This is a genomic window from Burkholderia sp. BCC1985, from assembly GCF_905339915.1.
In the GTDB taxonomy this organism is placed as follows: Bacteria; Pseudomonadota; Gammaproteobacteria; order Burkholderiales; family Burkholderiaceae; genus Burkholderia.
Genome location: NZ_CAJPGY010000036.1, coordinates 14,215 through 36,582, shown reverse-complemented (window position 1 = coordinate 36,582; position 22,368 = coordinate 14,215). Strand labels below are relative to the sequence as shown.

Here is a 22,368-nt window from a genome sequence, read left to right as displayed (position 1 = left end):
CGCGACCATGATCGGCGAAATCGACATCTTCGGCGTATTCGTGCCGGCTCCGCTCGTGCTGATGCTGATCGCCTACCTGATCAACATCGTCGTGCGCGCGCTGCTCGAACGCGTCGGCTTTTACCGCCTCGTCTGGCACCGTTCGATCTTCGACCTCGGCATCTACGTGTTCGTGCTTGCCGCGGTCGTCATCGTGTCTCACCATCTCGTGGCTAGCTAACCGTGAAAAAAACCTGGCTCTCGGCAGGGCAGATCCTGCTCACCCTGATCGTCGTCGTCGTGGCCGCCCTCGTGCTGTGGCGGATCATCAACTACTACATGTTCTCGCCGTGGACACGCGACGGCCACGTGCGCGCCGACGTGATCCAGGTCGCACCCGACGTGGCGGGGCTCATCACCGCGGTGCAGGTCGCCGACAACCAGGAGGTGAAGCGCGGCCAGGTGCTGTTCGTGATCGACCAGGCCCGCTACGCGCTCGCGCAACGGCTGGCCGAAGCGACGCTCGCGCAGCGCCGCGCGACTCTCGCCCAAGCGAAGCGCGAATATGCGCGCAACCAGCAGCTCGGCAACCTGGTCGCCAGCGAACAGGTCGAGGAAAGCCGCACGCGCGTCGAGCAGGGCGAAGCCGCCGTCGCCGACGCGCAGGTGTCGCTCGACACCGCGAAGCTGAACCTGCAGCGCACGACGATCGTGAGTCCCGTCGACGGCTATCTGAACGATCGCGCGCCGCGCGTCGGCGAATACGTGCCGGCCGGCCGCGCGGTGCTGTCGGTCGTCGACCGCAATTCGTTCCGCGTCGACGGCTACTTCGAGGAAACCAAGCTGCGCGGCATCCACATCGGCCAGCCGGTCGACATCGTCGTGATGGGCGAGCCGCGGCCGCTGCGCGGCCACGTGCAGAGCATCGTCGCCGCGATCGAGGATCGCGACCGCACGCAGGGCGCGAACCTGCTGCCGAACGTGAACCCGGCATTCAGCTGGGTGCGGCTCGCGCAGCGCGTGCCGGTGCGCGTCGTGCTCGACGAGGTGCCCGACGACTTCCGGATGATCGCCGGCCGTACCGCGACCGTCGCGATGCGCACCGACACGCGCCGCGACGCTGGCGCCAGGCCGACCGCCGGCGCCTCCGCGGCATCCGCACCCGCGGCCGTCAGCGCGACGGGAGCGTCGCAATGAAGCGGCACGGCCTGCGCCTTGCGGCGGCACTCGCGCCACTCGCGCTCGCACTCGGCGCGTGCAAATCCGTCGGCCCCGACTACAGGCTGCCGCAGCAGGCGTACGTGAATGCGCCGCTCGCGAACCATGCGCTCGACGATGCGAACGGCACGCTCGTGTCGCGCGACGCGGTGCCCGGCAACTGGTGGCAGCTGTACGACGACCGCGTGCTCGACGAACTCGTGCGCAGCGCGCTGAAATCGAATACCGACCTGCGCGTCGCCGCGGCCAACCTCGCGCGTTCGCGCGCGGCGCTGGAAGTCGCGAACGAACAGGGCGGCTTTTCCGGCCGCGCGGAAGCCGCCGTGCAGCGCGCGCAGGAATCGGCCGAACAGTATCTGCTCGAAAACAAGCTGCCGGTCGTGAACGAGGGCGCGGTCGGCATCAGCGTGTCGTACGAGCTCGACCTGTTCGGCAAGCTGCGGCGCGGCGTCGAGGCCGCGCGCGCGGACAGCGAAGCCGTGCAGGCGGCCGCCGACCTCGCGCGCATCACGGTCGTCGCGGACGTCGTGCGCGCCTACGTCGAGTCGTGCTCCGCCGGCGACGAGCTCGCGATCGCGAAGCAGTCGCTCGCGCTGCAGCAGCAGCGCGTGAAGCTGTCGCAGCGGCTGCGCGACGCGGGGCGCGGCAACCAGACCGACGTCACGCGCGGCGTCACGCAGGTGCGCACGCTCGCGGCCGACATCCCGCGTTTCGAAGGCCGCCGCAAGATCGCGCAGTACCAGCTCGCCGCGCTGCTCGCGCGTTCGCCGGCCGACCTGCCGAAGGCTGTCGCCGAATGCGAGCGGCTGCCGAAGCTGCGCCAGCCGATTCCGATCGGCGACGGCGCCGCGCTGCTGCGCCGCCGCCCCGACGTGCGCGAGGCCGAGCGCCAGCTCGCCGCCGCGACCGCGCGGATCGGCGTCGCGACGGCCGCGCTGTATCCGTCGGTCAGCATCGGCGCGTCGGCCGGCTCGGTCGGCGTCGCTGCCGACCTGTTCTCGTCCACCACCAATCGCTGGTCGTTCGGACCACTGATCAGCTGGTCGTTCCCGGTCAACGGCCAGCGCGCGCGCGTGCGCGAGGCTGAAGCCGCGACCGGTGGCGCGCTCGCGCATTTCGACGGCGTCGTGCTGAACGCGCTGCGCGAAACGCAGTCGAGCCTCGCGACCTATGCTGCCGACGTGCAGCGCACCGATGCGCTGCGCACGGCCTACGAATCGGCGCGCAGTTCCGCTGACGAAACGCACCGGCTTTATACGGCCGGCCGCGAGTCGTTCATCTCCGATCTCGATGCGACGCGCACGCTGACGAGCGTGCGCGCGCAGGTCGCCGCGGCCGAGGGCCAGGTCGCCGCCGACCAGGTCAAGCTGTTCCTCGCCCTCGGCGGCGGATGGGAAGGCGACGCTGCGCCCGCTGCGGCGCAGCAGACTTCCGCAGCGGGTACGCCGGCCACGGCGCCGGCCGCCGCAAAGTAAGCGCGCGCGGGGCGGCAGCCGGCGTGCACGACACGTCTGCCGTCCCGCGCCATCGTGCGCGATTTCGCATGTCCGGTATGTCGATGCCGACGTCGCGCGTCGCCTGCATTGCCGGTAAACTCGTCCGCAGTTTCCGTCATTCGCCGGCCGCCCGTCGGGCCGCCCATTTCCCGGAGAGTCATCATGCGAACCAGCGCCCGTAATCAATTCGCCGGCCAGATCGGCGCCGTCAAGCCCGGTGCGGTCAACGACGAAATCACGCTGCGTACCCAGGACGGCCTCGACATCGTCGCGGTGATCACGCATGGCAGCGTCGCATCGCTGGGCCTCGCGGCCGGCACGAAGGCGTTTGCGCTCGTCAAGGCATCGTCGGTGATCGTGATGGTCGACGTCGACAGCAGCAAGGTGTCGGCCCGCAACTGCGTCTCGGGCACCGTGTCGTCGATCGCGAAAGGCGCGGTCAATTCGGAAGTCGTGATCAAGGCGGCGGGCGGCGCCGAGATTGTCGCGATCGTCACCAACGACAGCGTCGATCGTCTCGGCCTCGCGAGCGGCAGGGCCGCGTCCGCCATCTTCAAGGCGTCGAGCGTGATCGTCGGGGTCGAGTGAACGCCCTGTCGACCGCACCGACGATCCGTCGTGCGCCGCGCCCGCAAGCGGCGTGCGACGCTCGACCGGCGCGCGGGCGCACACGATGACGTCCATGCTCGAGCACGCGCATGAGCGCATATTGCAATCGCTGCTGGCCGGGGCGGCCGACGCCGATTCTCCGGATGCACGTCTGTTCGGCACGCTCGTTGCGGCACGCGCATGCCGCAACGAGCTCGCGCTGCTCGGTCTGTCTCCCGCACGGTTGAGCGGCCTGCTTGCCCGCCAGTTTCCGCACCTGGGTTCGGACGATGCCGCCGCGCTCGTGTCGGCGGCCGCCATCGCGCCGCTGCCGACCGCGCACGCGCAGTTCGTCGCGACACTGCACGCGCGGTTGATGCAGGATGCGCATTGCGCCGTCGCACGCGACGATGCCGACTGCGTCGCGACCATCATCGCGCATGCGTGCCTGCGCCCCGATCACCTGTGGCGCGATCTCGGCCTCGACGGACGCGCCGCGGTGTCCGCGCTGCTCGACCGCTATTTCCCCGCGCTCGCCGCACGCAATGTCGCGAACCTGCGCTGGAAGAAATTCCTCGCGCAGGAAGCGGCCGCATCGCTCGGCCTGCCGCCCGGGCCCGCCCCCGGATGCCCGGGCTGCGAGGATTTCGGATTCTGCTTTCCCCCGGGACGATAGTCGCGGCGGCGGTCTGCGCGGCTTGCCGGTGCGCATCGTTTGACCGTTCATGCGCGACATCCGTCCGCACGTTTTCCCGCGCGTTCGTTCGATCGCTGCACCCACTGGAGGAACCGCCTTGACCGACTTTGCGAGTCCCAATCTGCCGTCGCGCGATTTCAAAGTTACGTCGCTTTTCTACGCGAAGCTCGGCTTCGTCGAAACCTGGCGCGACGACGGCTGGATGATCCTGAGACGCGGCGACCTGCTGCTGGAATTCTTTCCGCATCCCGGTCTCGATCCGGCCACGAGCTGGTTCAGCTGCTGCTTCCGGCTCGCCGACGTCGGTGCGTTTTTCGACGCAGTGCTCGCCGCCGGCATTCCCGAGCAAACGACCGGTTGGCCGCGCGTGCATCGGCCGAAACGCGAGGCATGGGGCGGCACCGTCGGCGCGCTGATCGACCCGGACGGGTCGTTGATCCGGTTGATTCAGACGGACGACTGACTCGCTACGGTTCGCCTCATCGATCGACGCGCAAGCCGTGCAGCGGACACGAACGACGGCCCCATAAACGGTTACCTTGCGATGCGCGTGGCACACAGCGCGGGTCGTGCTCCCGTGCCGCGCGATCAGTGTCGATGGCGGTGGTGAATGTCCGGAAAATGCGCGTGACTGTGCGTAATCGGCAGATGCACGTGCGGATGCGTGTGCGGTTCATCGCCGTCGTACGGAAAGTCGTGCGCGTGCTGATGATGTTCGTCGTGCCGATGCCGGTGCGTATGCTCGAGCCGCTCATGCGCATGCTCGTGTTCGTGCCGTTCGCGCACATGCAGCCAGATGCCGAGCGCCATCAGCGCGGCCGCGATCCAGAACGTGACCGACGGCAGCGCCGGCCAGATCAGCAACGACAGCACGACGCCGAACAGCGGCGCCACCGAAAAATACGCGCCCGTGCGTGCACTGCCGAGATGGCGCAGCGCGACGACGAACAACACGAGGCTGATCCCGTAGCCGCCGAGGCCGGTCAGCATCGCGGCGGCCGCGGCCGGAACGGCGGGCAGCGACGCACCCGTCGCGAGCGCGATGCCGATGTTCACGGGCCCGGCGACCAGGCCTTTCACGCACGCGATGACCATCGCATCGTTCGCGGCGACCTTGCGGGTCAGGTTGTTGTCGATCGCCCAGCACAGGCATGCGCCGGCAATCAGCAGCGCGCCGACCGGCACGCCGGCGCGCCCCGGCACCCACGACAGCAGCGTGCCGCCCGCGACGATCGCAACCATGCCGAGAAACACCTGGAGATCCACGTTCTCGCGAAACACGACCCACGCGATGACCGCCGTCAGCACGCCTTCGAGATTGAGCAGCAGCGCACTCGTGGCGGCCGGCGTGCTCGACAGCCCGAGCATCAGCAGCGCCGGACCCGCGACGCCGCCGGCCGCGATCGCGCCGGCGAGCCACGGCAGGTCCGCGCGCTGCAGCGGCGCTGCGTCCTCGGCCGGCGCGCGGCGGCGGCGCAACCCGCGCAGCAGGATCCCGACGCCCAGGCCGATCCCGCTGCCGAGATAGAACAGGCCCGCGACCATGAACGGCGACATCGCGCCGATCAGTGCCTTGGCGAGCGGCGTCGCGGCGCCGAACAGCGCGGCGGCGGTGAGCGCGACGAGAATCGCGGAATGTCTCGGGTTCATGATGCGGTCTTGGCGTTGGCGTTGGGCGTATGGAATCGGCAGGTTGCGTGCGATGCGGTGGCGCTTGCGGTTTGCCGGTGCCTTTCAATGTCGGGGAATGTCGGACGAATTGCGCAGGCTTTCAGGTACCTGTCGCGTCATGCACGGGCGGCAACGCAGGCCGGCCCGACGATTCGTGCCGGGGAGATTATCGCGTTTGTGTTACGGGTCGCCAACTGACGAGCGGCCGGCCGCGGCGGCGCATCCGGACATCTCAACGTCCGTCTCTCGAATACGGCCGCACTTCGCGCCTGACAACAGTTCACGTGAGACATATTCGCGTGGGTGCGAATCCGGGTTTCATCCCCGATCCGATCAAATTAGGAACACGAATTATCGTGATTGAACGCAAGCGGATGTGCGTTGGTCACTCACTCGATGGCGCATGCGTCGATCGTCTGCGCGCAAGCGTGGATACGCAGTCGCGCGGGACGCCCGCCTGTGCATCGTTCTCCGGATGGGACGGCACCGTGCATTCATGATGCGCACCGACACTCCCCGATGCCTGGTCGCCGCGCGCCCGACGTAAGCGACACGTTGCACACGCCGCGTCCGCCGACGTGCTTTCGTCGTCGGTTCGATTGGCAGTTCGATGCTGATCGGGTAAGGCTGACTGGCTGTGCGGCCAGCGGTGGCAGTCCCGACCTGCCCGGACAAGGACAGGTCGGTCCGTCATGTGATGCGCGATATGCGCGGTGAAGGCCGGCCGTCGCCGCGCATATCGCGCGGCGACGCATCGCGTGTTACTCGCTCGCGGCCGTTTGCTGCTCGGCCTGCGGTGCTGCATCGGCCGGTGCTTCCACGGCTGCCGGCTGCGGCGCGGCGGCGTCGGCCTGTGCATCGGCCTTCGGCTGCTGCGGTGCGCCCTTCGCTGCTTGTGCGCCGCCCTTGTTGCCCGGACGACGCGACTTCAGCCGGCGCGCACGCGCGGCGTCGTCATGCGTCACACGTCCGGCTTCGTTACCTTGCAGATCGACCCGCACCGCGTCTTCGACGAGACACGACCAGTAACGATTGCCGCGGCACCACGTGGACATTGCCTCGCGCAGTTCGGCTTCGCTCAGGCCGACGGCCTGCGCCTCGCGGGCGAGATCGTCCCAGATACCGACCTTCAGCGGCACCTTGGGAGCCGGATTCTTCGGGAACGCGCGCGGGAACCGGCGCTGCAGTTTGCCGATTGCGACGATGACCGGATCGACCGGCGTCGACGGCTTCGCCGAAGCGGGCTTCGCGCCGGACGGCGCTTTGGCCCCGGCACCCGATTTGGCCCCACGAGCGGGCCGGTCGCCGGACTTCGGCTTCGCGCCTGCGTCCGGTTGCGTAGCCGGTCGCTTCGCGTTGCGCTCCTGCTTGGCCTTGGCTGCGAGCTGCGCCCGCAATTCGGCAAGTTGTTCAAAACCCATAAATTCAATCCACCAGGAATATAAGGTGTGGTTCGTGCGGCCATTCCGCACATCGGCGTTCGCCGCATCGCCTGCGGCTCGACTGCCACCGATGCGGATCATTGCGGGGCCGCATCGCCACCACCACTGTTTCAGGCACCCGGCCACGATGCCGGACAAAGGCAGGAGTGGAAGTATACCGGTACGCGCGGCAGTCGGTTGACTCACCGGTTCGGATTTGACGGATCCGGGTGGCAGGCAAGGCGTCCGCGCAGTCGTGACGCGCATTATGGCGGTGTTTTCGACAGGTATCGACACACGCGTTACGTAGTGTCGCTTTCCGCACTTTCTCGCTTCAGTGCGCTTCACGTGAAAAGCCGGTGGCCCGAACATCATCGGCCGCCAGTATCGGCAAAGGTTGACCGGGGCATCGACAAGCTGTTGGTATCGCTGGGTGTCGCTGCCGCGAACGGCAATGCGGTTCGCTGGAGTGGTGTCCCGCGAATCGTGCGCATCGCAAGCACTCGCGGTCATCGAACGCGGCACACGAGGCGTCGCGCTCCCGTCGTTGCGCGCAGTTGCGGCCTCGCGGTGGCCGGCTCGATCGTCGCCAATCAGAACACGCCGAGAGCAAGCCCTGCGGCAAGACCCGCGCCGATCTCCGCGCAGCGCGCGAGATCGTCGCTGCCGATCGTCTTCGGCGCGAGGATGCGCTCCGGTGTCTGCGCATGGGTGCAGACGATCAGGCCCGGCGCCACATTCCTGAGCCGCCATCCGGTCGCGATCCGGTCGATCTGGCGCAGCGCGTTCTGTCCGTCGCTGCCTGCGCAGATCATCGCCGCATACGGACGGCCGTTCACCCGATAGAGTGCCGGGTAGTAACAGCGATCGAAGAAATCCTTCATCAGCCCGGACATCGCGGCGAGATTTTCCGGCGTCGCGAAAAGATAGGCGTCGGCGGCGAGCACGTCATCCGCGCTCGTCGCATCCGCACGCTGCAACCTGACGTCGACGCCGGGTTGCTGGCGCGCGGCATCTGCGGCCGCCTCGGCCATCTGCTGCGTGCCTCCGGTCATCGTGTGATAGACGATCAACAGCGTCTTCATCGGGGTTCGCTCGCGTTCGGTTTCAAATGCGTCCGCCGCACACGTCGGTACGGCTCAAACGGACTACGTCGACGTGTGTGCCCGGGCGGGCGTTCTTCCGCGGTCGAATGGCAGATTCTTCGAGGCGGCAGACGCAGCGCACATCGAGTATATCGACGCGCCTGTTCCACTCCGCGCTTCGCACGATATGCGGTCAGTCCTGCCCGGCACTCGCACCAGCGTGGCCCGCACGCGCGTAGTACGCAAGAAACATGTCGGCAGCCGCTTCCGCGACCTTCTTCTGCTCCCGCACACCGAGCGGCGGCTGGCCCATCGTCACCTGCGGCCAGAACGCGAACGCTTTCACGATTCCGTGCAGCTGATGCGCGGCGAATACCGGATCGGTCACCGTCAGCCGGCCGGCCGCCGCGGCCGCGCGAATCCAGACCGTCACGTCTTCTTCGCGCTCGCCCATGCGCTCGACCATGTCGCGCGCGCGTTCCGGCGAGTGGATGGCCGCACCGATCGCGACGCGTGCGAGTGCGAGAAACGCTTCGTCGTTCAGCAACCGCAATTTGCGGCCCAGCAGCGCGAGCAGTTGATCGCGCAACGGCACGTCGGCGCAGTAAGCCGGCGCGCCGGCGGTAAGTGTCGCGTCCCACAGCTGATGCAGGATCGCCGCGAACAATGCTTCCTTGCCCGGGAAGTGGTTGTAGACGGTGCGCTTCGACACGTCGGCGCGCGCGGCAATGCGATCCATGCTGGTTGCGTCATAGCCGGCCGCGAGAAATTCCTCGATCGCCGCGGCGAGTATTGCCGCACGCTTTCGGTCGGTCAGGCGCTGAGGAGAAGTGCTCGTATCCATACAAAAAATTTTACACCGCCGAGTTTACTTTTCCCAGGGATAAACTACACTGCTCGGTGTACTTTTATTTCCGGACGAATCGACATGGCTTCGCCTCTCGTTTTTCTTCATCGCGTACTGGGTTTCGCCGCCGCCAGGCGTGGCCGCACGCTGTCCGGCGAGTCGCCGCAGCACAACGGCGAACGCTTCAGCAACGTCGCACCGCGACCGGTCGAAGGCTTCGGCAAGACACTGGGTATCGCATGGAACATGCTGGTCAACAAGCCGCGCAACACGGTTCCGACAGGCGCATTGCCCATCGATTCACTGACCCGCGCGCAACTCGACGCGGCCCCCGACCGCAGCCTGTATCGGCTGGGGCATTCAACGTTATTGTTGAAACTGCGCGGTGAGTTCTGGTTGACCGATCCCGTGTTTGCCGAGCGTGCATCGCCGTTCCGGCGCGTCGGCCCCAAGCGCTTCCATGCGCCGCCGATTGCGCTCGAGGACCTCCCGCCGTTGCGCGGCGTGATCTTGTCTCACGATCACTACGATCACCTCGACCGCGACACGGTGCTCGCGCTTGCGGCCACCACCGGCGTGTTCGTCACGACGTTGGGCGTCGGCGACCGCCTGATCGAATGGGGTATCGACTCGCAGAAGGTACGGCAGCTCGACTGGTGGCAGAGCATCGACGTCGACGGCCTGACGTTGATCGCGACACCGGCGCAGCACTTCTCCGGGCGCAGCCTGTTTGACGGCAACAGCACGCTGTGGGCGTCGTGGGTCGTCGTCGACGACGATCTGCGCGTGTTTTTCAGCGGCGACACCGGCTATTTCGACGGTTTCCGGACAATCGGCGAGCGTCTTGGACCCTTCGACGTGACGCTGATCGAGACCGGCGCATACGACCCGCAATGGCCTTACGTGCACATGCAGCCGGAAGAAACCGTGCAGGCGCATATCGACCTGCGCGGTCGCACGCTGATGCCGATTCACAATGGCACGTTCGATCTCGCGATGCATCGTTGGCAGGAGCCGTTCGAACGCGTCACCGCGCTGGCAATGGTGCATGGCGTCGAGCTGTCAACGCCCAGGATGGGCGAGCGACTCGATCTGAATAAGCCACATCGCGGCGAGCGGTGGTGGCGATCGGTCGATGAGCCGGCAAAGACTTCCGAAACGAAGACACGCCGGTGGCAACCCTGCGCGTCGCAAGCGACGAAGTAGGTTCGATGGCCGCGACGGTTTCTGGGCGGAAACGTCGCGGCGATGAATTTTCGTCGCGATACGGGGCTTGGTAGCGAACGCGTTGTTGATGGTCGGTGACGATGATCGGTGAGGCCGGAAATCTGACCTTCCACGCTATTCAGATAGACACGGCCGGCCCGACGATGGCAATGCACCTTATCTTCTTGATGCAGTTTCTGCAGATCCCCGTTTCGTATGCGCTGCGATAGACATTGGCCAAGCCCATCGGAGACGGTCATCCGAGGCTGTCTACAGACTCAGCATTAGTTCGACGCAGTCTTTGGACGCCCGGTAAATTCAACATCGGCCCGGCGCCCGCTTCGATTTCTCCCAACACCCGTGGATTCGCAATCCGGCACCACCCGGGGCAGCGCGTTGTCACGTGACAACTGGCGATGAAGAGGGGCGTCGCATCTCTTGAATCCCCGTGGGTCTGTTCGGCGCGACGTCGCAGTTCGACGGCGTGTCGATTGTCTTCGCAGAGCGGAACGTATTGAAAACTACAAAACACGTTTTCATTGATACGGCTTGACCTCACTTTTCATCGCTTGAACCCAATAGGACGCTCGAGCTCCATGCGCCCCCATTTTACCCATCAATCACGTTCAGTTCGCGTGAAACAACATGAAGAAAGTGGCGCAACTGATTGCTAGACAAGGGTTTACGGAGACGAACCGTTTTAGAGAAATGTTTCACGACCCCGTCGATTCGCGTCATCTCGCCTCGTCGACATGCATGAATTCGCCCCAAAAGCCGTTGCGCGATCAAGATACGTGAAACGACGTCGATACCCGCCACCATTGAATCACTCGTCGACGTAACAAAGCTCCGAATATCAACCCTCCCCCTTGCCACGTCGTCGTGGCAAGGGGGAGCGCAGACCGGGGGTCAATTTATTGGGGTCATATCATGGCCGCCAAAGTTCCCATCTGACATGCCGTGGGGAGATCGAGAGCCCGCAAAGTACAAGAATGCTAGAGGATGGCCGAGCCGCCCGGCCAGTACCGCGCGCTCGCACATATCACTCGCACGTTCCAACTCGCTGATTTGGCTCCCCAATGAAGACGCCGCATCGGTATGAAGCAGGTTATGCCGACATGAGACCTCAGCGGTTGTCACGTGACAACCATGCAACTCGAACGGCTCCCCCACCCGTGACCTGGTCCGAACGACCACGTCCACTTCGCATATCGCACGGATTTCTTCACGCTAGCAAGTTCTCTAGTAAGGGCATTGAGGCAAGCGAACCCGCCCGGAATCACAACTGAGGCGGGTTGTCACGTAACAAACACGCCCGTCGCAGTCGCAGTCGCAGTCGCAGTCGCAGTCGCAGTCGCAGTCGCAGTCGCAGTCGCAGTCGCAGTCGCAGTCGCAGTCGCAGTCGCAGCACCAGCACCAGCACCAGCACCAGCACCAGCACCAGCACCAGCATATCTGAGCGCAACAGCGGCAATGACGAAAGAGGGAGAAAGAATCCCCACGAGTCCACTGCGCATCGAATCTGCATACTCCCCGTCGGCGTGCATTTGCGATCCTAGTCATCCGCATCGACTTGTCACGTGACAACTGCAGATCCCGACGCTGTTCAAGTTCGCAAGTAGTTGGAAAACCTATCCCGCATTTTCAGGTCGACAACAAAATCATCCTTAGAAACCGCACCGCGATTCTTGTCGCTTCCGCCGCTGAATTCCCCACCACTCCATCGGCACTTACCATCTCAAATGAAGTGTTGTCCGTTTTTATTTTCAGTTGATTTGAACTCAAGAAATAATCTGCTAGCCATTTGGCCTGCTTGTCACGTGACAACCACATTGATCAGAAAATTTCTCTGTTCATCTAACACTTTTCTGGACTTTTCAACAACAACTGCATATATTATGCAAAACTCCTTGGAGGAATTTAATGGCTTTCAAGATCGCCGTTAGTAATCAAAAAGGTGGTACTGGAAAGACGACCATCTCCGTCAATATCGCGGCGGCCTTCGAGGCTGGCGGCAACAAGGTCGCCTTGATCGATGCCGACCCTCAAGGCACGTCAGTCAGATGGGTCACGAGCGGGGAAAATACGCTCCCGATGACGGTTCTGTCTTTGGCCCCCGCTGGTCGCGGCATCGGCGGCGAGATCAAGAAGCAGGATGCAAATTTCGATGTGATCGTCGTCGATTGCCCGGGCAACCTCGAAGACCCGCGCATCGCGTCCGTGCTGGAAGTCGCCGATTTCTGCCTCGTCCCGCTGTCCCCGTCGCCGGCCGACCTGTACAGCACCGTCGCGATGATTCGGATGATCGAGTCGATGCGCGCCGTTCGGAACCCGAATTTGTCTTCCGCGCTGATGCTGAATAGCGTCAATGGAAAAACTAAAATGCGTGAAGAAATTTTAAAAATTCTAAGGGCTGAAGAAATAGGGGAGCATCTGCTCGACAGCCAGATCGCGCAGCGAGAGGTCTACCGGCAGACGTTCGCCCTCGGCACCACGATCCACCATCACAATCGATACCTGAAGGGGCTGAAGGAAGCCCGCGCGGAAATCGAGCGCCTGGTCACCGAAATGGCCCAATACATCGCGTCGACGCGCGCTACCGGAGCCGCTCATGGCTAAGGACACCTCAAAAGAGAAGAAGCCGACCGGCAACCTGCATCTCGCGGCCGGCCTGCTGCGCGGGCTCGCGCAGGAAAACGCGGCGCTCGAAACGCGCCTGCCGGAGCCGGTGCCCGCGTCGAATCCCACCGTCGAAGCCGCTCCCCCCGTCGCCCCCGCCTCGACCACGTCCGCCGACGCGATCGACCTCAGCGCGCCGCAGAAAGTCGCGGTCAAGGACTGTATCCCGAACCCGTTCAACCCGCGCGTGTTCTATTCGGAATCGAGCCTGCACGAGCTCGCGCTGACACTGAAACGGGAAGGGCAGATCGAGCCGATCAAGGTCACCCGGCTCCCGGAATTTCCCGGCAAGCTCGTCGTGATCGACGGGCAACGCCGCCTGCGCGCGACGAGCATCAACGGCGACGAGACGATCAACGCGACGTTTCGCACGGACCACACGCCCGAGCAGCTCTATACGATCGCGTATCGCGCCAACCACGACCACGAGCGCCAGACGATCTTCGACGATGCGGTCGCGTGGAAGCGTCTTCTCGACGAAAAAGTCTTCCCCGACCAGAACACGCTCGCGGAAAAGATCGGCAAGGACAAGGCATCGATCAGCAAGACGCTGTCGCTGAACGCTCTGCCCAACACGCTGCTCGAACGGATGGCCAGCGCGAACGATGTGGTCGGCCTGCAGGCGGCGTACTTCCTGAAGCTGATTTTCGAGCGCTTGGGCGAACCGGCTGCCGACCGGCTGCTCACCGCGGTGATCGACCGGAAAAAGTCGGTGCGCGACCTCGAGAATTTCCTGCGCGCGCAGAGCGACGGCAACAAGAAGGCGGGGCGCACGCGCTACAGCGTCCGTCACGATTTCGCGCTCGAATCACGCGCGATCGGTCAGCTGAAGACCTATCCGGACGGGCGTCTGGATCTGCAACTGAAGGGAGTCGATGCGTCTCACCAGGAAGCACTCGCCGACCGGCTCAAGACCGTAATCGACGCGTACGTCGCCGAACTGGCAGAAGCCGCGCAAAAGTAGGTGCGCCAAGACAAAGGCCCCGCGCCTGCACGGCACCGCGCAACCGGATGAAGTCCGGCGCGCGGCGCATGCCAGGCTGCGAGGCCTTGATCAGTTGGTCGCGAGACTGCTTTTCAGCAGGAATTCCAGCAGGTCGTCCGAGGTCGGTTCGCCCCAGGTGTCGATCGCCAGCCAACGGAAGAAACTGGTTTGCGCCAGCTTGCTCGCCTTCTTCTTCGGCGACAGCGTGAGATCCTTCGAACCGGCCACCGTCTCGTTGTAGCGCTCGATCAGCTTGGTCTGGTCGTCGATCTCCAGTTCGCGGAAATACGCACCGGCTTCGTCGACCTTCGCCGCCAGGTATTTGTCGCGAATCTGTTCCTGCTTGCTCTGCGCGGATTCCTTTGCCGGCGCGGCCGTTTCGGTCCCCTGACCGTCGGCCAGCGTATAGCCGTGTGTCAGCGCCTTGCGGAAATACGCGGCCACGTTGTCGACAGGGGCGGCATTCTTCTTCGTAGTCCGATTGAGCGTATAGGCAATTGCCGCCTTGATGCGCTGCACACCGTACTGCGTGATCAGCCGGCGCGCTTCCGAACGCGGGATGCCGAACTTGGCGACTTCGTCGACGAGTGCTTCGTTCTTGACGTCGCCTTCCTCGACCGTATCCGCGCTCTGCTTGCGCGTCACCTTGAACTGGACGGCCTCCACGCTGCGACCTGACTTGTGTTCGATCAGCTCGAGCGTATGGTCGGAAACTTCGTTCACCTCCTGAATGCACGGCACCAGAACCTTGCTCTTGAAGAGCTTGTACTCCTTGTACGATTGCGATGCCTTGTCCTGACCGAGGATGAGATCGCGGAATTTTGGCAGCGGAATCTTCGCCGTGATGCCGATCCCCTCGTAGCGCACCGTGTTTTCCCACAGGGCAAGCGAGTGCGAGCGCCGAAACTCGCGCGCGATCCGCATATCGATGAGCGCGTAGATCTCCGGATTGAGCAGCTCGCTGCGAATCTGGTCGGAGAAGCTGTACTTCAGCACCGATTGCTCGAGTTCGGCGCCGGCGAGCAGGCCCGACGCCTTCCACACCGTCGAGCGGTCGGCCGCAAGGTAGTCCCAGTTGACGACGGTACTGATCAGCGAGTTGACCGTGTCCTTCACGTACTTCGTGTTGTTGCTGTTCAACCCGCTTTCGTGCGAGAGCGCGGCGATCGAGATCGAGAAGCTCGTCCGGCCGGGCTCGAACGCTTCCTGACGAAGGGCATTCTTGATCAACGAGCTGAACATCTTGCGCTGCTGCAGCCCGATCTTTCCGGACTTCGGAGCGATATGAATGGCCTGGACCGCCTTGCGCAGCAGATCGGGAGGCTCGGGCGTCTGAAATAGCGAAACCTGCTTGTCGGAGCCTTTGATTGCGGGCTTGCGCGGCATCGTGATGTCCGGAGAAGGTGACCGTGTTGATGGCGGACTTTATACCTTTTCCAGCCACCGAGCAACGTCTCTTTCTACGGTATCACTTTCACTATCGATGCTAAGTTCCAGTCACAAAAGGAAAAACCTAGGTTTTCCTATTTGTTCGGAGCCCCATATCCATATACCTTTGGGTCAAAAGTAGCTCCCAAAACCTTCTACCTGTGTGGTTTGTCGCCAGGATCCGGCATGGGACTTGCCCTATCAAAGGTACCCATTCATGGGAAACAATCGACTCGAACTGGATTGGCGAACCCGATTCGTGGTGCCCTGCAACACGATCTGCGTTCCTCCCATAACGCGCTACCTTCGACACGCCCCATGAATGGGTACCTGTCGAAATCCACCGGCGTGGCGTTGTGTCTTCAACTGTGTCCGACAGGCGAAAATGCTCCCCATGGATGACTACCTTCAGACTCCCCCACAGAAGGTAACCTTTCTACCGGCCTGATCCTGTTTATGGGACGCCACAACCATAGGGACGAGCCAAACGAGATCACGCGGTCAATACAGGCACCCATAAACGGCTACCTGAAGTCCGCCCCATAACCGGCTACCCCACATAAAATGCTGTGCCCGGCGGCACCAACCGATCTGCTGGAACGCACCATAAATGGCTACCAATGGATTCCCCCATAGAGGGCTACCTGAAGTGTTTTTGGTCCGAATTCCCATAACAGGCTACGCGTGCCCCATATCCACAACCCCCATTTCCCACAACGCGGTACCCGATTCCCCAAATCCACAGACCTGAAACCCCATACTCTTCCGCCTGTGCTCCCATAAATGGGTACCGAACACCTGTCAAACCCTTGCCAGACAAGGCTGTGAGCCGTCTAAAAGTAGTTAAAGAAGTAAACGTTGTTTACCAAAGATGTAAACACACGTGTGCCTGTGCAGAAAAACAACCCCCATAAACCGCTACCAAAGGGACTCCAGCGGGCTCGACGGGCACAGCAATCCGGGTCTCCAGCCTGTGGATCCCCCGATATGTGACCTCATTCTGCGAGCCTCCCAGGCCTGACAAGGCTTCGCAAGAGGGTGAGTACCTACTAACAAGCGCTCAAACGTAGAAACTTATGGGATGGAATCCGCGTTTTCGGGACATAGGTTCCCATCTATGGGACCGGAAAATGCCCACAGCGGGAGGTTTCTCCGTCCGGGATTACCCGTAGAAAACGGCCATCGCACCCGCACAGGAATACTGCGGGTAGGCTTCAGGGCAGTGAGAAATGACCGGAATTCATCCGCAAGCGGTTATTTTTGCGTCTGTGCCCGCGCTTCCGTGGATAAGTCTTCGGCTATCGCGCGCCGGCTCGTCCGACACTTTTCAGTCAGTGACCGGTGCGCGGACGAAACCCCCGGGCCCTTGCTCCGTTCATTTGGCCTCATAGTTTTCTACCTTTGGGCCTGTATCGGAATCGGTACAGGATCCCGACAGCCGGGACAAGAATTGCATCCCTGTGCCGGTCGACACGACAATCAAACGCGCTTCGGTCACGGCGATCCCGGCATGGTTCCGAACGTGAGGCGAGCGCCATCAACCAGGCTCCCCCTCACTGGGTACATACTCGAATCCCGAAAATGCTCACCGTCGGAAGTTGTCGGATCCTGTAAAGGCTCACCGACTAGCTCCTCGCAGGTTGATGGACCATCCGTGCGACGCGTCCGCACGAGATGCGGGCACCCGATGGAAAAGCTGTGGCGTATGCGCGCAGCGCCAGACGCGCCGGCGTGCTTGTCGCACAGGCGCAAAACGCTTCGTGACGCAGATACGATGACGCGCGCAGCGCAGGCGCTCATGCGACTGCATCGTACGATGCAGATGCGCGATCGTGAACGAATGCCGATCGAAGCGCTCACCTTGTGCTGCAGATGTCATCTCCCAAAAGTGGCGACGAATCGCGCCGAACAGGTAACCATGCAAGCGGCCACCGGTTACCCGATCGTTCGCATCGTATCGGGCCGACGTGTAGTGGAGGAACGGGGCGGACTCGGCATGGAACGATTCGTGGTCATTTATGGGAGGAGCCGTCGTTCGCGCGGCCGCAAATCGCAACATGGCGCACAGGTCCGCGATTTCGTCGCATGTTCCGCTCATGAGGCAACGATCGCGTTGCGGGAGCAGCAAATTCCACGGATGAAACAGTCGGCGTCGTACGCGGGCGCGGTGCGCCGAAGCGGATCTCGTCCTCATCGGCAACCTGCATCGTATCGACGGAACAATCCGCTTCGTCACATGTTTGCGGCGGTCGCACACGTCGCGTGATGTATTGCCGTGTCCCTGCGAAACGAGGATCCGGCGGGCACGCGGGAGACGTGACGATGCGATGTTTCCCATACGTGTATCCCCAAGAATGTGCGCACGATAGCGCCACATTTTTTGCAACGCGGTTATGATGCAAAGGCCCTGATCGCGAGATGAAGACCGGCCAGGGGCAGGGGCGGTATCTCGATGTACTTTCACTCCGTGACCAATCAGAAAAGAGAGTTCAGCGATGCGAATCCAGATCAAAAAACTGACGCTGGCTGCTACGGCAGCGGCGTTCCTCTTCGGCTCGGCTGCTCCGGTGTTCGCGCAGACCGACGCCAGCGCACCGGCCGCATCCGCCGCTTCGGATGCGAAAGCTGCGAAGCGTGAAGCACGCAAGGCAGCACGGGCAAAACGCAAAGCCGAACACAAGGCAGCGCGCGCGAAGAACAACGCCGAACTGAAGAAGCTCGAAGACGCGGGTTACAAGCCGGCGGCCAACGATCCGAACTACCCGCAGAACCTGCAGAACGCTGAGAAGAAGGCGGGCGAAGCCGCGGGCGCCAGCCAATAAGCGTCCGTCGCGAGAAAAGCCCCGGCTCGAGCCGGGGTTTGTCGTTTGTGCTGTGGAAACGCGATGCGCGTCCGGGCACCCATGCGGGTATCACCTCCGCATCAAATAATTCGGTATCCTTTGTTTTTCGATGAGGTGGAAACCACCTCGATGCGGTGACTCTTCCTGCTCTGTCCGTCCGTCCTGTTCAGACTAGTAGTAATCCTACGGAATGCAAAAACCGTTGGATGAACGACGAGGCTCGTTCATGCACGAGCAATACGCGGAGTCGCAACGGCGCCCGAAACCCGCACCAACCGAGCGATCGTCGCCGTCAGAACCTGGTCAGCGCCGCGCGTTCGCTGCCGCCGCATTCCCCGTCACTTTCAGCCAGTCCTTGAATGCCCGCACGGCTTCGTCCTCCGCGCGCGCAGCCGCCACATAAGTGAAGTAGCGCCACGGCGGCAGTGCCGGTTCGCTGAACGGCTGCACCAGCCGGCCTTCGGCGATGTCGTCCGCGACGAGCGCGATCGGCCCCATCGCGACGCCGAGACCGTCGAGCGCGCCTTGCAGTGTCAGATAGAAATGCTCGAGCGTGAGCGAATGCCGCGGCACCAGATTCGCGTGCCCCGCTGCCGCGAGCCACTCGGGCCACATGCCGGGATAGGTCGCCGCATGCAGCAGCGTGAAGCCCGAGAGATCGGCAGGCGTACGCAACGGCCTGCCCTCGAGCAGCTTCGGCGCGCATACGGGTAGCCTGACTTCGGACAGGAATTCCTCGGCGACATAGCCGTCGATTGCCTGCGGGCCGCCGCGGACGATCAGGTCGACCTTGTCGCGCAACTTCTCGATTGGCTCGTTCGATGTCGACAGCCGTACTTCGACGGCCGGATGGGCGACCTGGAACGACGACAGCTTCGGCACGAGCCAGCGCAGCGAAAACGTCGCGGGCGCGCTGACGCGCAGCACGCGCTGCTGCCCCTGGCCGAAATGCTGCGCGGTGGCCAGCGCAATCCGGTCGAACGATGCACCGACCTCGGCGAGGTATGCGCGACCGGCATCGGTCAGGTCGACCCGCCGGTTGTGTCGCTCGAACAGCGGCCGGCCAAGCCACGCCTCCAGTTGCTGGACATGCCGGCTGATCGCGCCATGCGTCACGCACAGCTCGTCGGCGGCGAGCGTGAAACTGCCGAGCCGGGCCGCGGCTTCGAACGCGCGCAGCGAATTCAACGGAGGGAGTCGTCGGGCCATTCATCGTTTCGCGTGAAATTTACTCACGCGAATGCTCAGATTTAATCGTTTGATCGGGCGATCATGCTTCTCCAATATGGCACATAAACGGCCGATGCGGCCGGAATATGTGTCTGAATTTCTCACATGGAGTATGGAGCATGCCGAACGTGGTGGTGGTGGGCGCCCAATGGGGTGACGAAGGCAAGGGGCGCGTCGTGGACTGGCTGGCGGCGCAGGCCGATCTCGTCGCACGCTACAACGGCGGCCACAACGCGGGCCATACGCTGGTCGTCGGCGACAAGACGTACAAGCTCGCGCTGTTGCCGAGCGGCATCGTGCGCGGCAAGCGCGGCGTGATCGGCAACGGCGTGGCGCTCGATCCGGAGGCGCTGCTGGCCGAGATCGGGCGGATGGCCGAGCTTGGGCTGTCGGTGACGCCGGACAATCTGTCGATCGCGGAGAACGCCACGCTGGTCCTGCCGATTCACCGTGCGATCGACCAGGCGCAGGAGCGTCTGCGTCGCGAACCCATCGGCACCACGCTGCGCGGGATCGGGCCGGCCTACGAGGACAAGGTGGGGCGCCGCGGGCTGCGGGTTGCCGATCTGGCGGAGCCGGACCGGCTTGCCGACAAGCTCGACGTGCTGGTCGATCACCACAATGCATGGTTCCGCGGCCTGGGACTCGAGCCGTGCTCGCGCGACGCCATGGTTGCAATGCTGGTCGACATCGCACCGAAGATCTTGCCGTTCGTACGTCCCGTGTGGGCCGACCTCAACGACGCGAACGAGCGCGGCGAGCGCATCCTGTTCGAGGGCTCGCAGGCCGTGATGCTCGACATCGACTGGGGCACGTATCCGTTCGTGACGTCGTCGGGCACCGTTGCATCGGCCGCGGCGGCCGGCACCGGCCTCGGCGCGTCGAAACTCGGCCACGTGCTGGGCGTGACCAAGGCGTACGCGACGCGCGTCGGCGGCGGCCCTTTCCTCACCGAACTGAACGACGCCACCGGCGAAACGCTGCGCGCACGCGGACAGGAATTCGGCGTCAACACGGGCCGACCGCGCCGCTGCGGATGGCTCGATGCCGCGCAGTTGCGGCAGGCCGTCCGGATCTCGGGTATCGATTCGCTCGCGCTCACCAAGCTCGACGTGCTCGACGGCTTTGCGTCGATCGAGCTGTGTGTCGGCTACGAACTCGACGGCGCACGCGTCGACCATCTGCCCGCGAGCCTCGATGCGCAGGCGCGCGCAACGCCCGTCTATGAAACGTTCGCCGGGTGGGACGGGACTGTGAAGGGCGTGCGCGAGCGTGCGGCGCTGCCGCGTGCCGCACAGGATTTCATCGCACGCGTCGAGGCGGTCGCGGGCGTGCCTGTATCGATGATCACGACCGGCGCCGAGCGCGACGACACGATCGTGCTGAGCAATCCTTTCGACCCGGCCTGAGCGCGACGCGGCACGCGTAATGTGTGCCCGGCGGGCCGCCGCGATGCAGCCTGCATCGATCCGGTGCCGGTCGTCCTGTGGCATGGGTTGTCGCGTGAACGACGGCCTGCTGCCGCGGCGCACGGCAAACTGGACACGCCTGCACCGCTGCGGTACTGTTCCGCACGATTCGCGCCAGACCGGCCCGTGCCGGGGCGGGCGCCGCTGCGAAGCGATTTCAATCCCGGGGACATGTCGATGGACACGTTACAGATGATGCGCATTTTCGTCCGGGTGGCGGAGGAGGGCAGCTTCACGAGCGCGGCCCAGCGCCTGGACATCACCACCGCCTACGCATCGCGTTCGGTCGCGCAACTCGAAACGCACCTGCGCACCCGTCTGCTCAACCGGAGCACGCGCCGCATCGCATTGACCGATGCCGGACAGCGCTATCTCGACCGATGCCAGCGCATCCTCGGCTATATCGACGAAGCGGAAGCCGAGGCGGCCGACGCGCAGGCGAAGCCGTCGGGCCGCCTGCATGTGCACGCGACGACCAGTTTCGGCCAGGCCTACCTGGTGCCCGCAGTGGTGCGATACCGGCAGCGCTATCCGTCGGTGGCCGTCGAGCTCACGCTGTCGCAGCACGTGCCCGACATCATCGACGAAGGCTACGACGTGTCGCTGCAACTGAGCACGACGGAGTTGCCCGACTCGGGGCTGGTGTCGCAGCGGCTTGGCGATGTGCACAGCGTGCTGTGCGCGTCGCCGGCGTACCTGAAGGAACGCGGGACGCCGCGCACCGTGCGCGATCTCGAAGCGCATGCGTGCCTGCAGATCGTCACGCCGATCTTTCCGCGCGACCGCTGGCATCTCGACGGCCCCGACGGTCGCGAGACGTTCGAACTGCCGCTGGCGGATTTCCAGGTCAACATCGCCGACGCGCTCGGCGCCGCGTTGCGCGCCGGCCTCGGCATCGGTTCGTTGCCGATGTCGACCGCGGTGCCCGCACTGGCGAGCGGTGCGCTGGTTCGCGTGTTGCCCGAGTACCGACTGCAGAAACTGACGGTCTACGCGCTGTACGCGTCGCGCCAGTACCTCGACGCGAAGATCCGTACCTTCGTCGATTTCCTGCGCGAATGCGTGCCTGAAATGCTGTCCGCCGACGAGGCTGCGCTGCGCGATTCCTGCCAGTCCTGAGAAGGCGGACGACGTGTGCCGGATCGAATGACGCGGCCCACGTTGCATCGTCCTTGAATCCAGGTTCGGCTGCGCAAGATACTTTGCATACCTAACTTGACGGTGGAAAAGACACGGCGCGACTTCACCGGCCGGCTGCATCGCTCGATGCGCGCCGTTATGGAAACCCTGCTTTCGATATCGGAGATCGTCGGTTCGGTGCGAAGCGTCGACCGCCCGGCATCGATTCGACGCGTGCCCGCGCTTTCACGCGACCGTTTGCATGTCGCGCACCGGCCACGCGCAACCCGCTCCTCCGTTTCCTCCCCGTCGAACACAGGCTTCCATGGCAGACCGACTATCCGGAGCCCGTTGCCGGCTCATCGAGGCCGGTCGGCGATCGCGGCAGGCGCCACCGCCGCTCGCGT

19 protein-coding genes are annotated in these 22,368 nt (G+C 63.9%); 13 read left to right on the top strand and 6 right to left on the bottom strand.

What is annotated here, in order from left to right:
- Positions 1-7 precede the first annotated feature (7 nt).
- The 6 genes from U4Z31_RS28260 to U4Z31_RS28235 all read left to right on the top strand — a co-directional run bounded on the left by U4Z31_RS28260 (position 8) and on the right by U4Z31_RS28235 (position 4,441).
- Complete coding sequence (locus U4Z31_RS28260) at positions 8-220, top strand: DUF1656 domain-containing protein (RefSeq protein WP_044849171.1); 213 nt, start codon at positions 8-10, stop codon at positions 218-220.
- Positions 221-222: 2 nt separating this feature from the next.
- Positions 223-1,176, top strand: coding sequence for an HlyD family secretion protein (locus U4Z31_RS28255; RefSeq protein WP_321812053.1), 954 nt, complete (start codon positions 223-225; stop codon positions 1,174-1,176).
- Positions 1,173-2,672, top strand: coding sequence for an efflux transporter outer membrane subunit (locus U4Z31_RS28250; RefSeq protein ID WP_321812052.1), 1,500 nt, complete (start codon positions 1,173-1,175; stop codon positions 2,670-2,672). The genes U4Z31_RS28255 and U4Z31_RS28250 overlap by 4 nt, the downstream gene beginning before the upstream one ends.
- Positions 2,673-2,855: 183 nt before the next feature.
- The gene (locus tag U4Z31_RS28245) at positions 2,856-3,281 is read left to right on the top strand and encodes a TOBE domain-containing protein (RefSeq protein ID WP_044849168.1); all 426 of its coding nucleotides are present in this window, start codon (positions 2,856-2,858) and stop codon (positions 3,279-3,281) included.
- Positions 3,282-3,366: 85 nt separating this feature from the next.
- The gene (locus U4Z31_RS28240) at positions 3,367-3,957 is read left to right on the top strand and encodes a nitrogen fixation protein NifQ (protein WP_321812051.1); all 591 of its coding nucleotides are present in this window, start codon (positions 3,367-3,369) and stop codon (positions 3,955-3,957) included.
- 118 nt (positions 3,958-4,075) lie between these two features.
- Entirely contained in the window at positions 4,076-4,441 is a 366-nt protein-coding gene (locus U4Z31_RS28235) for a bleomycin resistance protein (RefSeq protein ID WP_321812050.1), read from the top strand.
- A 125-nt stretch (positions 4,442-4,566) separates the two neighbouring features.
- Here the strand turns inward: U4Z31_RS28235 and U4Z31_RS28230 are convergent, their stop codons facing one another.
- The 4 genes from U4Z31_RS28230 to U4Z31_RS28215 all read right to left on the bottom strand — a co-directional run bounded on the left by U4Z31_RS28230 (position 4,567) and on the right by U4Z31_RS28215 (position 8,999).
- The gene (locus U4Z31_RS28230) at positions 4,567-5,628 is read right to left on the bottom strand and encodes a DMT family transporter (protein WP_321803976.1); all 1,062 of its coding nucleotides are present in this window, start codon (positions 5,626-5,628) and stop codon (positions 4,567-4,569) included.
- Positions 5,629-6,410: 782 nt separating this feature from the next.
- Positions 6,411-7,070 carry a ProQ/FinO family protein gene (locus U4Z31_RS28225; RefSeq protein ID WP_044849165.1) on the bottom strand — a complete coding sequence of 220 codons (660 nt, stop codon included), beginning with the start codon at positions 7,068-7,070 and terminating at the stop codon, positions 6,411-6,413.
- 593 nt (positions 7,071-7,663) lie between these two features.
- On the bottom strand, positions 7,664-8,155 hold the full coding sequence (locus U4Z31_RS28220) for a flavodoxin family protein (protein ID WP_321812049.1): 492 nt from the start codon (positions 8,153-8,155) through the stop codon (positions 7,664-7,666).
- A 193-nt stretch (positions 8,156-8,348) separates the two neighbouring features.
- Entirely contained in the window at positions 8,349-8,999 is a 651-nt protein-coding gene (locus U4Z31_RS28215) for a TetR/AcrR family transcriptional regulator (protein ID WP_321803979.1), read from the bottom strand.
- Between the two features lie 84 nt (positions 9,000-9,083).
- Between U4Z31_RS28215 and U4Z31_RS28210 the strand changes: the two genes are divergently transcribed.
- From U4Z31_RS28210 to U4Z31_RS28200, 3 genes are all read left to right on the top strand, one after another.
- Positions 9,084-10,208 (top strand): MBL fold metallo-hydrolase, encoded by a 1,125-nt coding sequence (locus U4Z31_RS28210; RefSeq protein ID WP_321812048.1) that lies wholly within the window; start codon positions 9,084-9,086, stop codon positions 10,206-10,208.
- Positions 10,209-12,131: 1,923 nt separating this feature from the next.
- Positions 12,132-12,827: a ParA family protein gene (locus U4Z31_RS28205; RefSeq protein WP_006759638.1), complete on the top strand. Its 696-nt coding sequence runs from the start codon at positions 12,132-12,134 to the stop codon at positions 12,825-12,827.
- On the top strand, positions 12,820-13,851 hold the full coding sequence (locus U4Z31_RS28200) for a ParB/RepB/Spo0J family partition protein (protein ID WP_321812047.1): 1,032 nt from the start codon (positions 12,820-12,822) through the stop codon (positions 13,849-13,851). Before U4Z31_RS28205 ends, U4Z31_RS28200 begins: the two co-directional genes overlap by 8 nt.
- 90 nt (positions 13,852-13,941) lie before the next feature.
- Here U4Z31_RS28200 and U4Z31_RS28195 read toward each other — a convergent pair whose 3' ends face one another.
- The gene (locus tag U4Z31_RS28195) at positions 13,942-15,258 is read right to left on the bottom strand and encodes a replication initiation protein (protein WP_124571905.1); all 1,317 of its coding nucleotides are present in this window, start codon (positions 15,256-15,258) and stop codon (positions 13,942-13,944) included.
- Between the two features lie 1,729 nt (positions 15,259-16,987).
- Here U4Z31_RS28195 and U4Z31_RS28190 point away from each other — a divergent pair.
- Both U4Z31_RS28190 and U4Z31_RS28185 read left to right on the top strand, forming a co-directional pair.
- The gene (locus U4Z31_RS28190; protein ID WP_321812046.1) at positions 16,988-17,566 is read left to right on the top strand and encodes a hypothetical protein; all 579 of its coding nucleotides are present in this window, start codon (positions 16,988-16,990) and stop codon (positions 17,564-17,566) included.
- A 229-nt stretch (positions 17,567-17,795) separates the two neighbouring features.
- Positions 17,796-18,122, top strand: a complete 327-nt coding sequence (locus U4Z31_RS28185; protein ID WP_044848822.1) for a hypothetical protein — start codon at positions 17,796-17,798, stop codon at positions 18,120-18,122.
- Between the two features lie 324 nt (positions 18,123-18,446).
- Here U4Z31_RS28185 and gcvA read toward each other — a convergent pair whose 3' ends face one another.
- Positions 18,447-19,352 carry a transcriptional regulator GcvA gene (gene gcvA, locus U4Z31_RS28180; RefSeq protein ID WP_321812045.1) on the bottom strand — a complete coding sequence of 302 codons (906 nt, stop codon included), beginning with the start codon at positions 19,350-19,352 and terminating at the stop codon, positions 18,447-18,449.
- 140 nt (positions 19,353-19,492) lie between these two features.
- On the opposite strand from gcvA, the gene U4Z31_RS28175 reads away from it, so the two are divergent.
- Entirely contained in the window at positions 19,493-20,782 is a 1,290-nt protein-coding gene (locus U4Z31_RS28175; protein ID WP_321812044.1) for an adenylosuccinate synthase, read from the top strand.
- Positions 20,783-21,019: 237 nt separating this feature from the next.
- Positions 21,020-21,961: a LysR family transcriptional regulator gene (locus tag U4Z31_RS28170; RefSeq protein WP_321812043.1), complete on the top strand. Its 942-nt coding sequence runs from the start codon at positions 21,020-21,022 to the stop codon at positions 21,959-21,961.
- The last annotated feature ends 407 nt before the right edge of the window (positions 21,962-22,368 follow it).

Coding starts and splice junctions, on each gene's coding strand:
- U4Z31_RS28260 (WP_044849171.1), top strand. CDS start 8: ATGATCGGCGAAATCGACATCTTCGGCGTATTCGTGCCGGCTCCGCTC.
- U4Z31_RS28250 (WP_321812052.1), top strand. CDS start 1,173: ATGAAGCGGCACGGCCTGCGCCTTGCGGCGGCACTCGCGCCACTCGCG.
- U4Z31_RS28245 (WP_044849168.1), top strand. CDS start 2,856: ATGCGAACCAGCGCCCGTAATCAATTCGCCGGCCAGATCGGCGCCGTC.
- U4Z31_RS28240 (WP_321812051.1), top strand. CDS start 3,367: ATGACGTCCATGCTCGAGCACGCGCATGAGCGCATATTGCAATCGCTG.
- U4Z31_RS28230 (WP_321803976.1), bottom strand. CDS start 5,628: ATGAACCCGAGACATTCCGCGATTCTCGTCGCGCTCACCGCCGCCGCG.
- U4Z31_RS28225 (WP_044849165.1), bottom strand. CDS start 7,070: ATGGGTTTTGAACAACTTGCCGAATTGCGGGCGCAGCTCGCAGCCAAG.
- U4Z31_RS28220 (WP_321812049.1), bottom strand. CDS start 8,155: ATGAAGACGCTGTTGATCGTCTATCACACGATGACCGGAGGCACGCAG.
- U4Z31_RS28215 (WP_321803979.1), bottom strand. CDS start 8,999: ATGGATACGAGCACTTCTCCTCAGCGCCTGACCGACCGAAAGCGTGCG.
- U4Z31_RS28210 (WP_321812048.1), top strand. CDS start 9,084: ATGGCTTCGCCTCTCGTTTTTCTTCATCGCGTACTGGGTTTCGCCGCC.
- U4Z31_RS28205 (WP_006759638.1), top strand. CDS start 12,132: ATGGCTTTCAAGATCGCCGTTAGTAATCAAAAAGGTGGTACTGGAAAG.
- U4Z31_RS28200 (WP_321812047.1), top strand. CDS start 12,820: ATGGCTAAGGACACCTCAAAAGAGAAGAAGCCGACCGGCAACCTGCAT.
- U4Z31_RS28195 (WP_124571905.1), bottom strand. CDS start 15,258: ATGCCGCGCAAGCCCGCAATCAAAGGCTCCGACAAGCAGGTTTCGCTA.
- U4Z31_RS28190 (WP_321812046.1), top strand. CDS start 16,988: ATGGAAAAGCTGTGGCGTATGCGCGCAGCGCCAGACGCGCCGGCGTGC.
- U4Z31_RS28185 (WP_044848822.1), top strand. CDS start 17,796: ATGCGAATCCAGATCAAAAAACTGACGCTGGCTGCTACGGCAGCGGCG.
- gcvA (WP_321812045.1), bottom strand. CDS start 19,352: ATGGCCCGACGACTCCCTCCGTTGAATTCGCTGCGCGCGTTCGAAGCC.
- U4Z31_RS28175 (WP_321812044.1), top strand. CDS start 19,493: ATGCCGAACGTGGTGGTGGTGGGCGCCCAATGGGGTGACGAAGGCAAG.
- U4Z31_RS28170 (WP_321812043.1), top strand. CDS start 21,020: ATGGACACGTTACAGATGATGCGCATTTTCGTCCGGGTGGCGGAGGAG.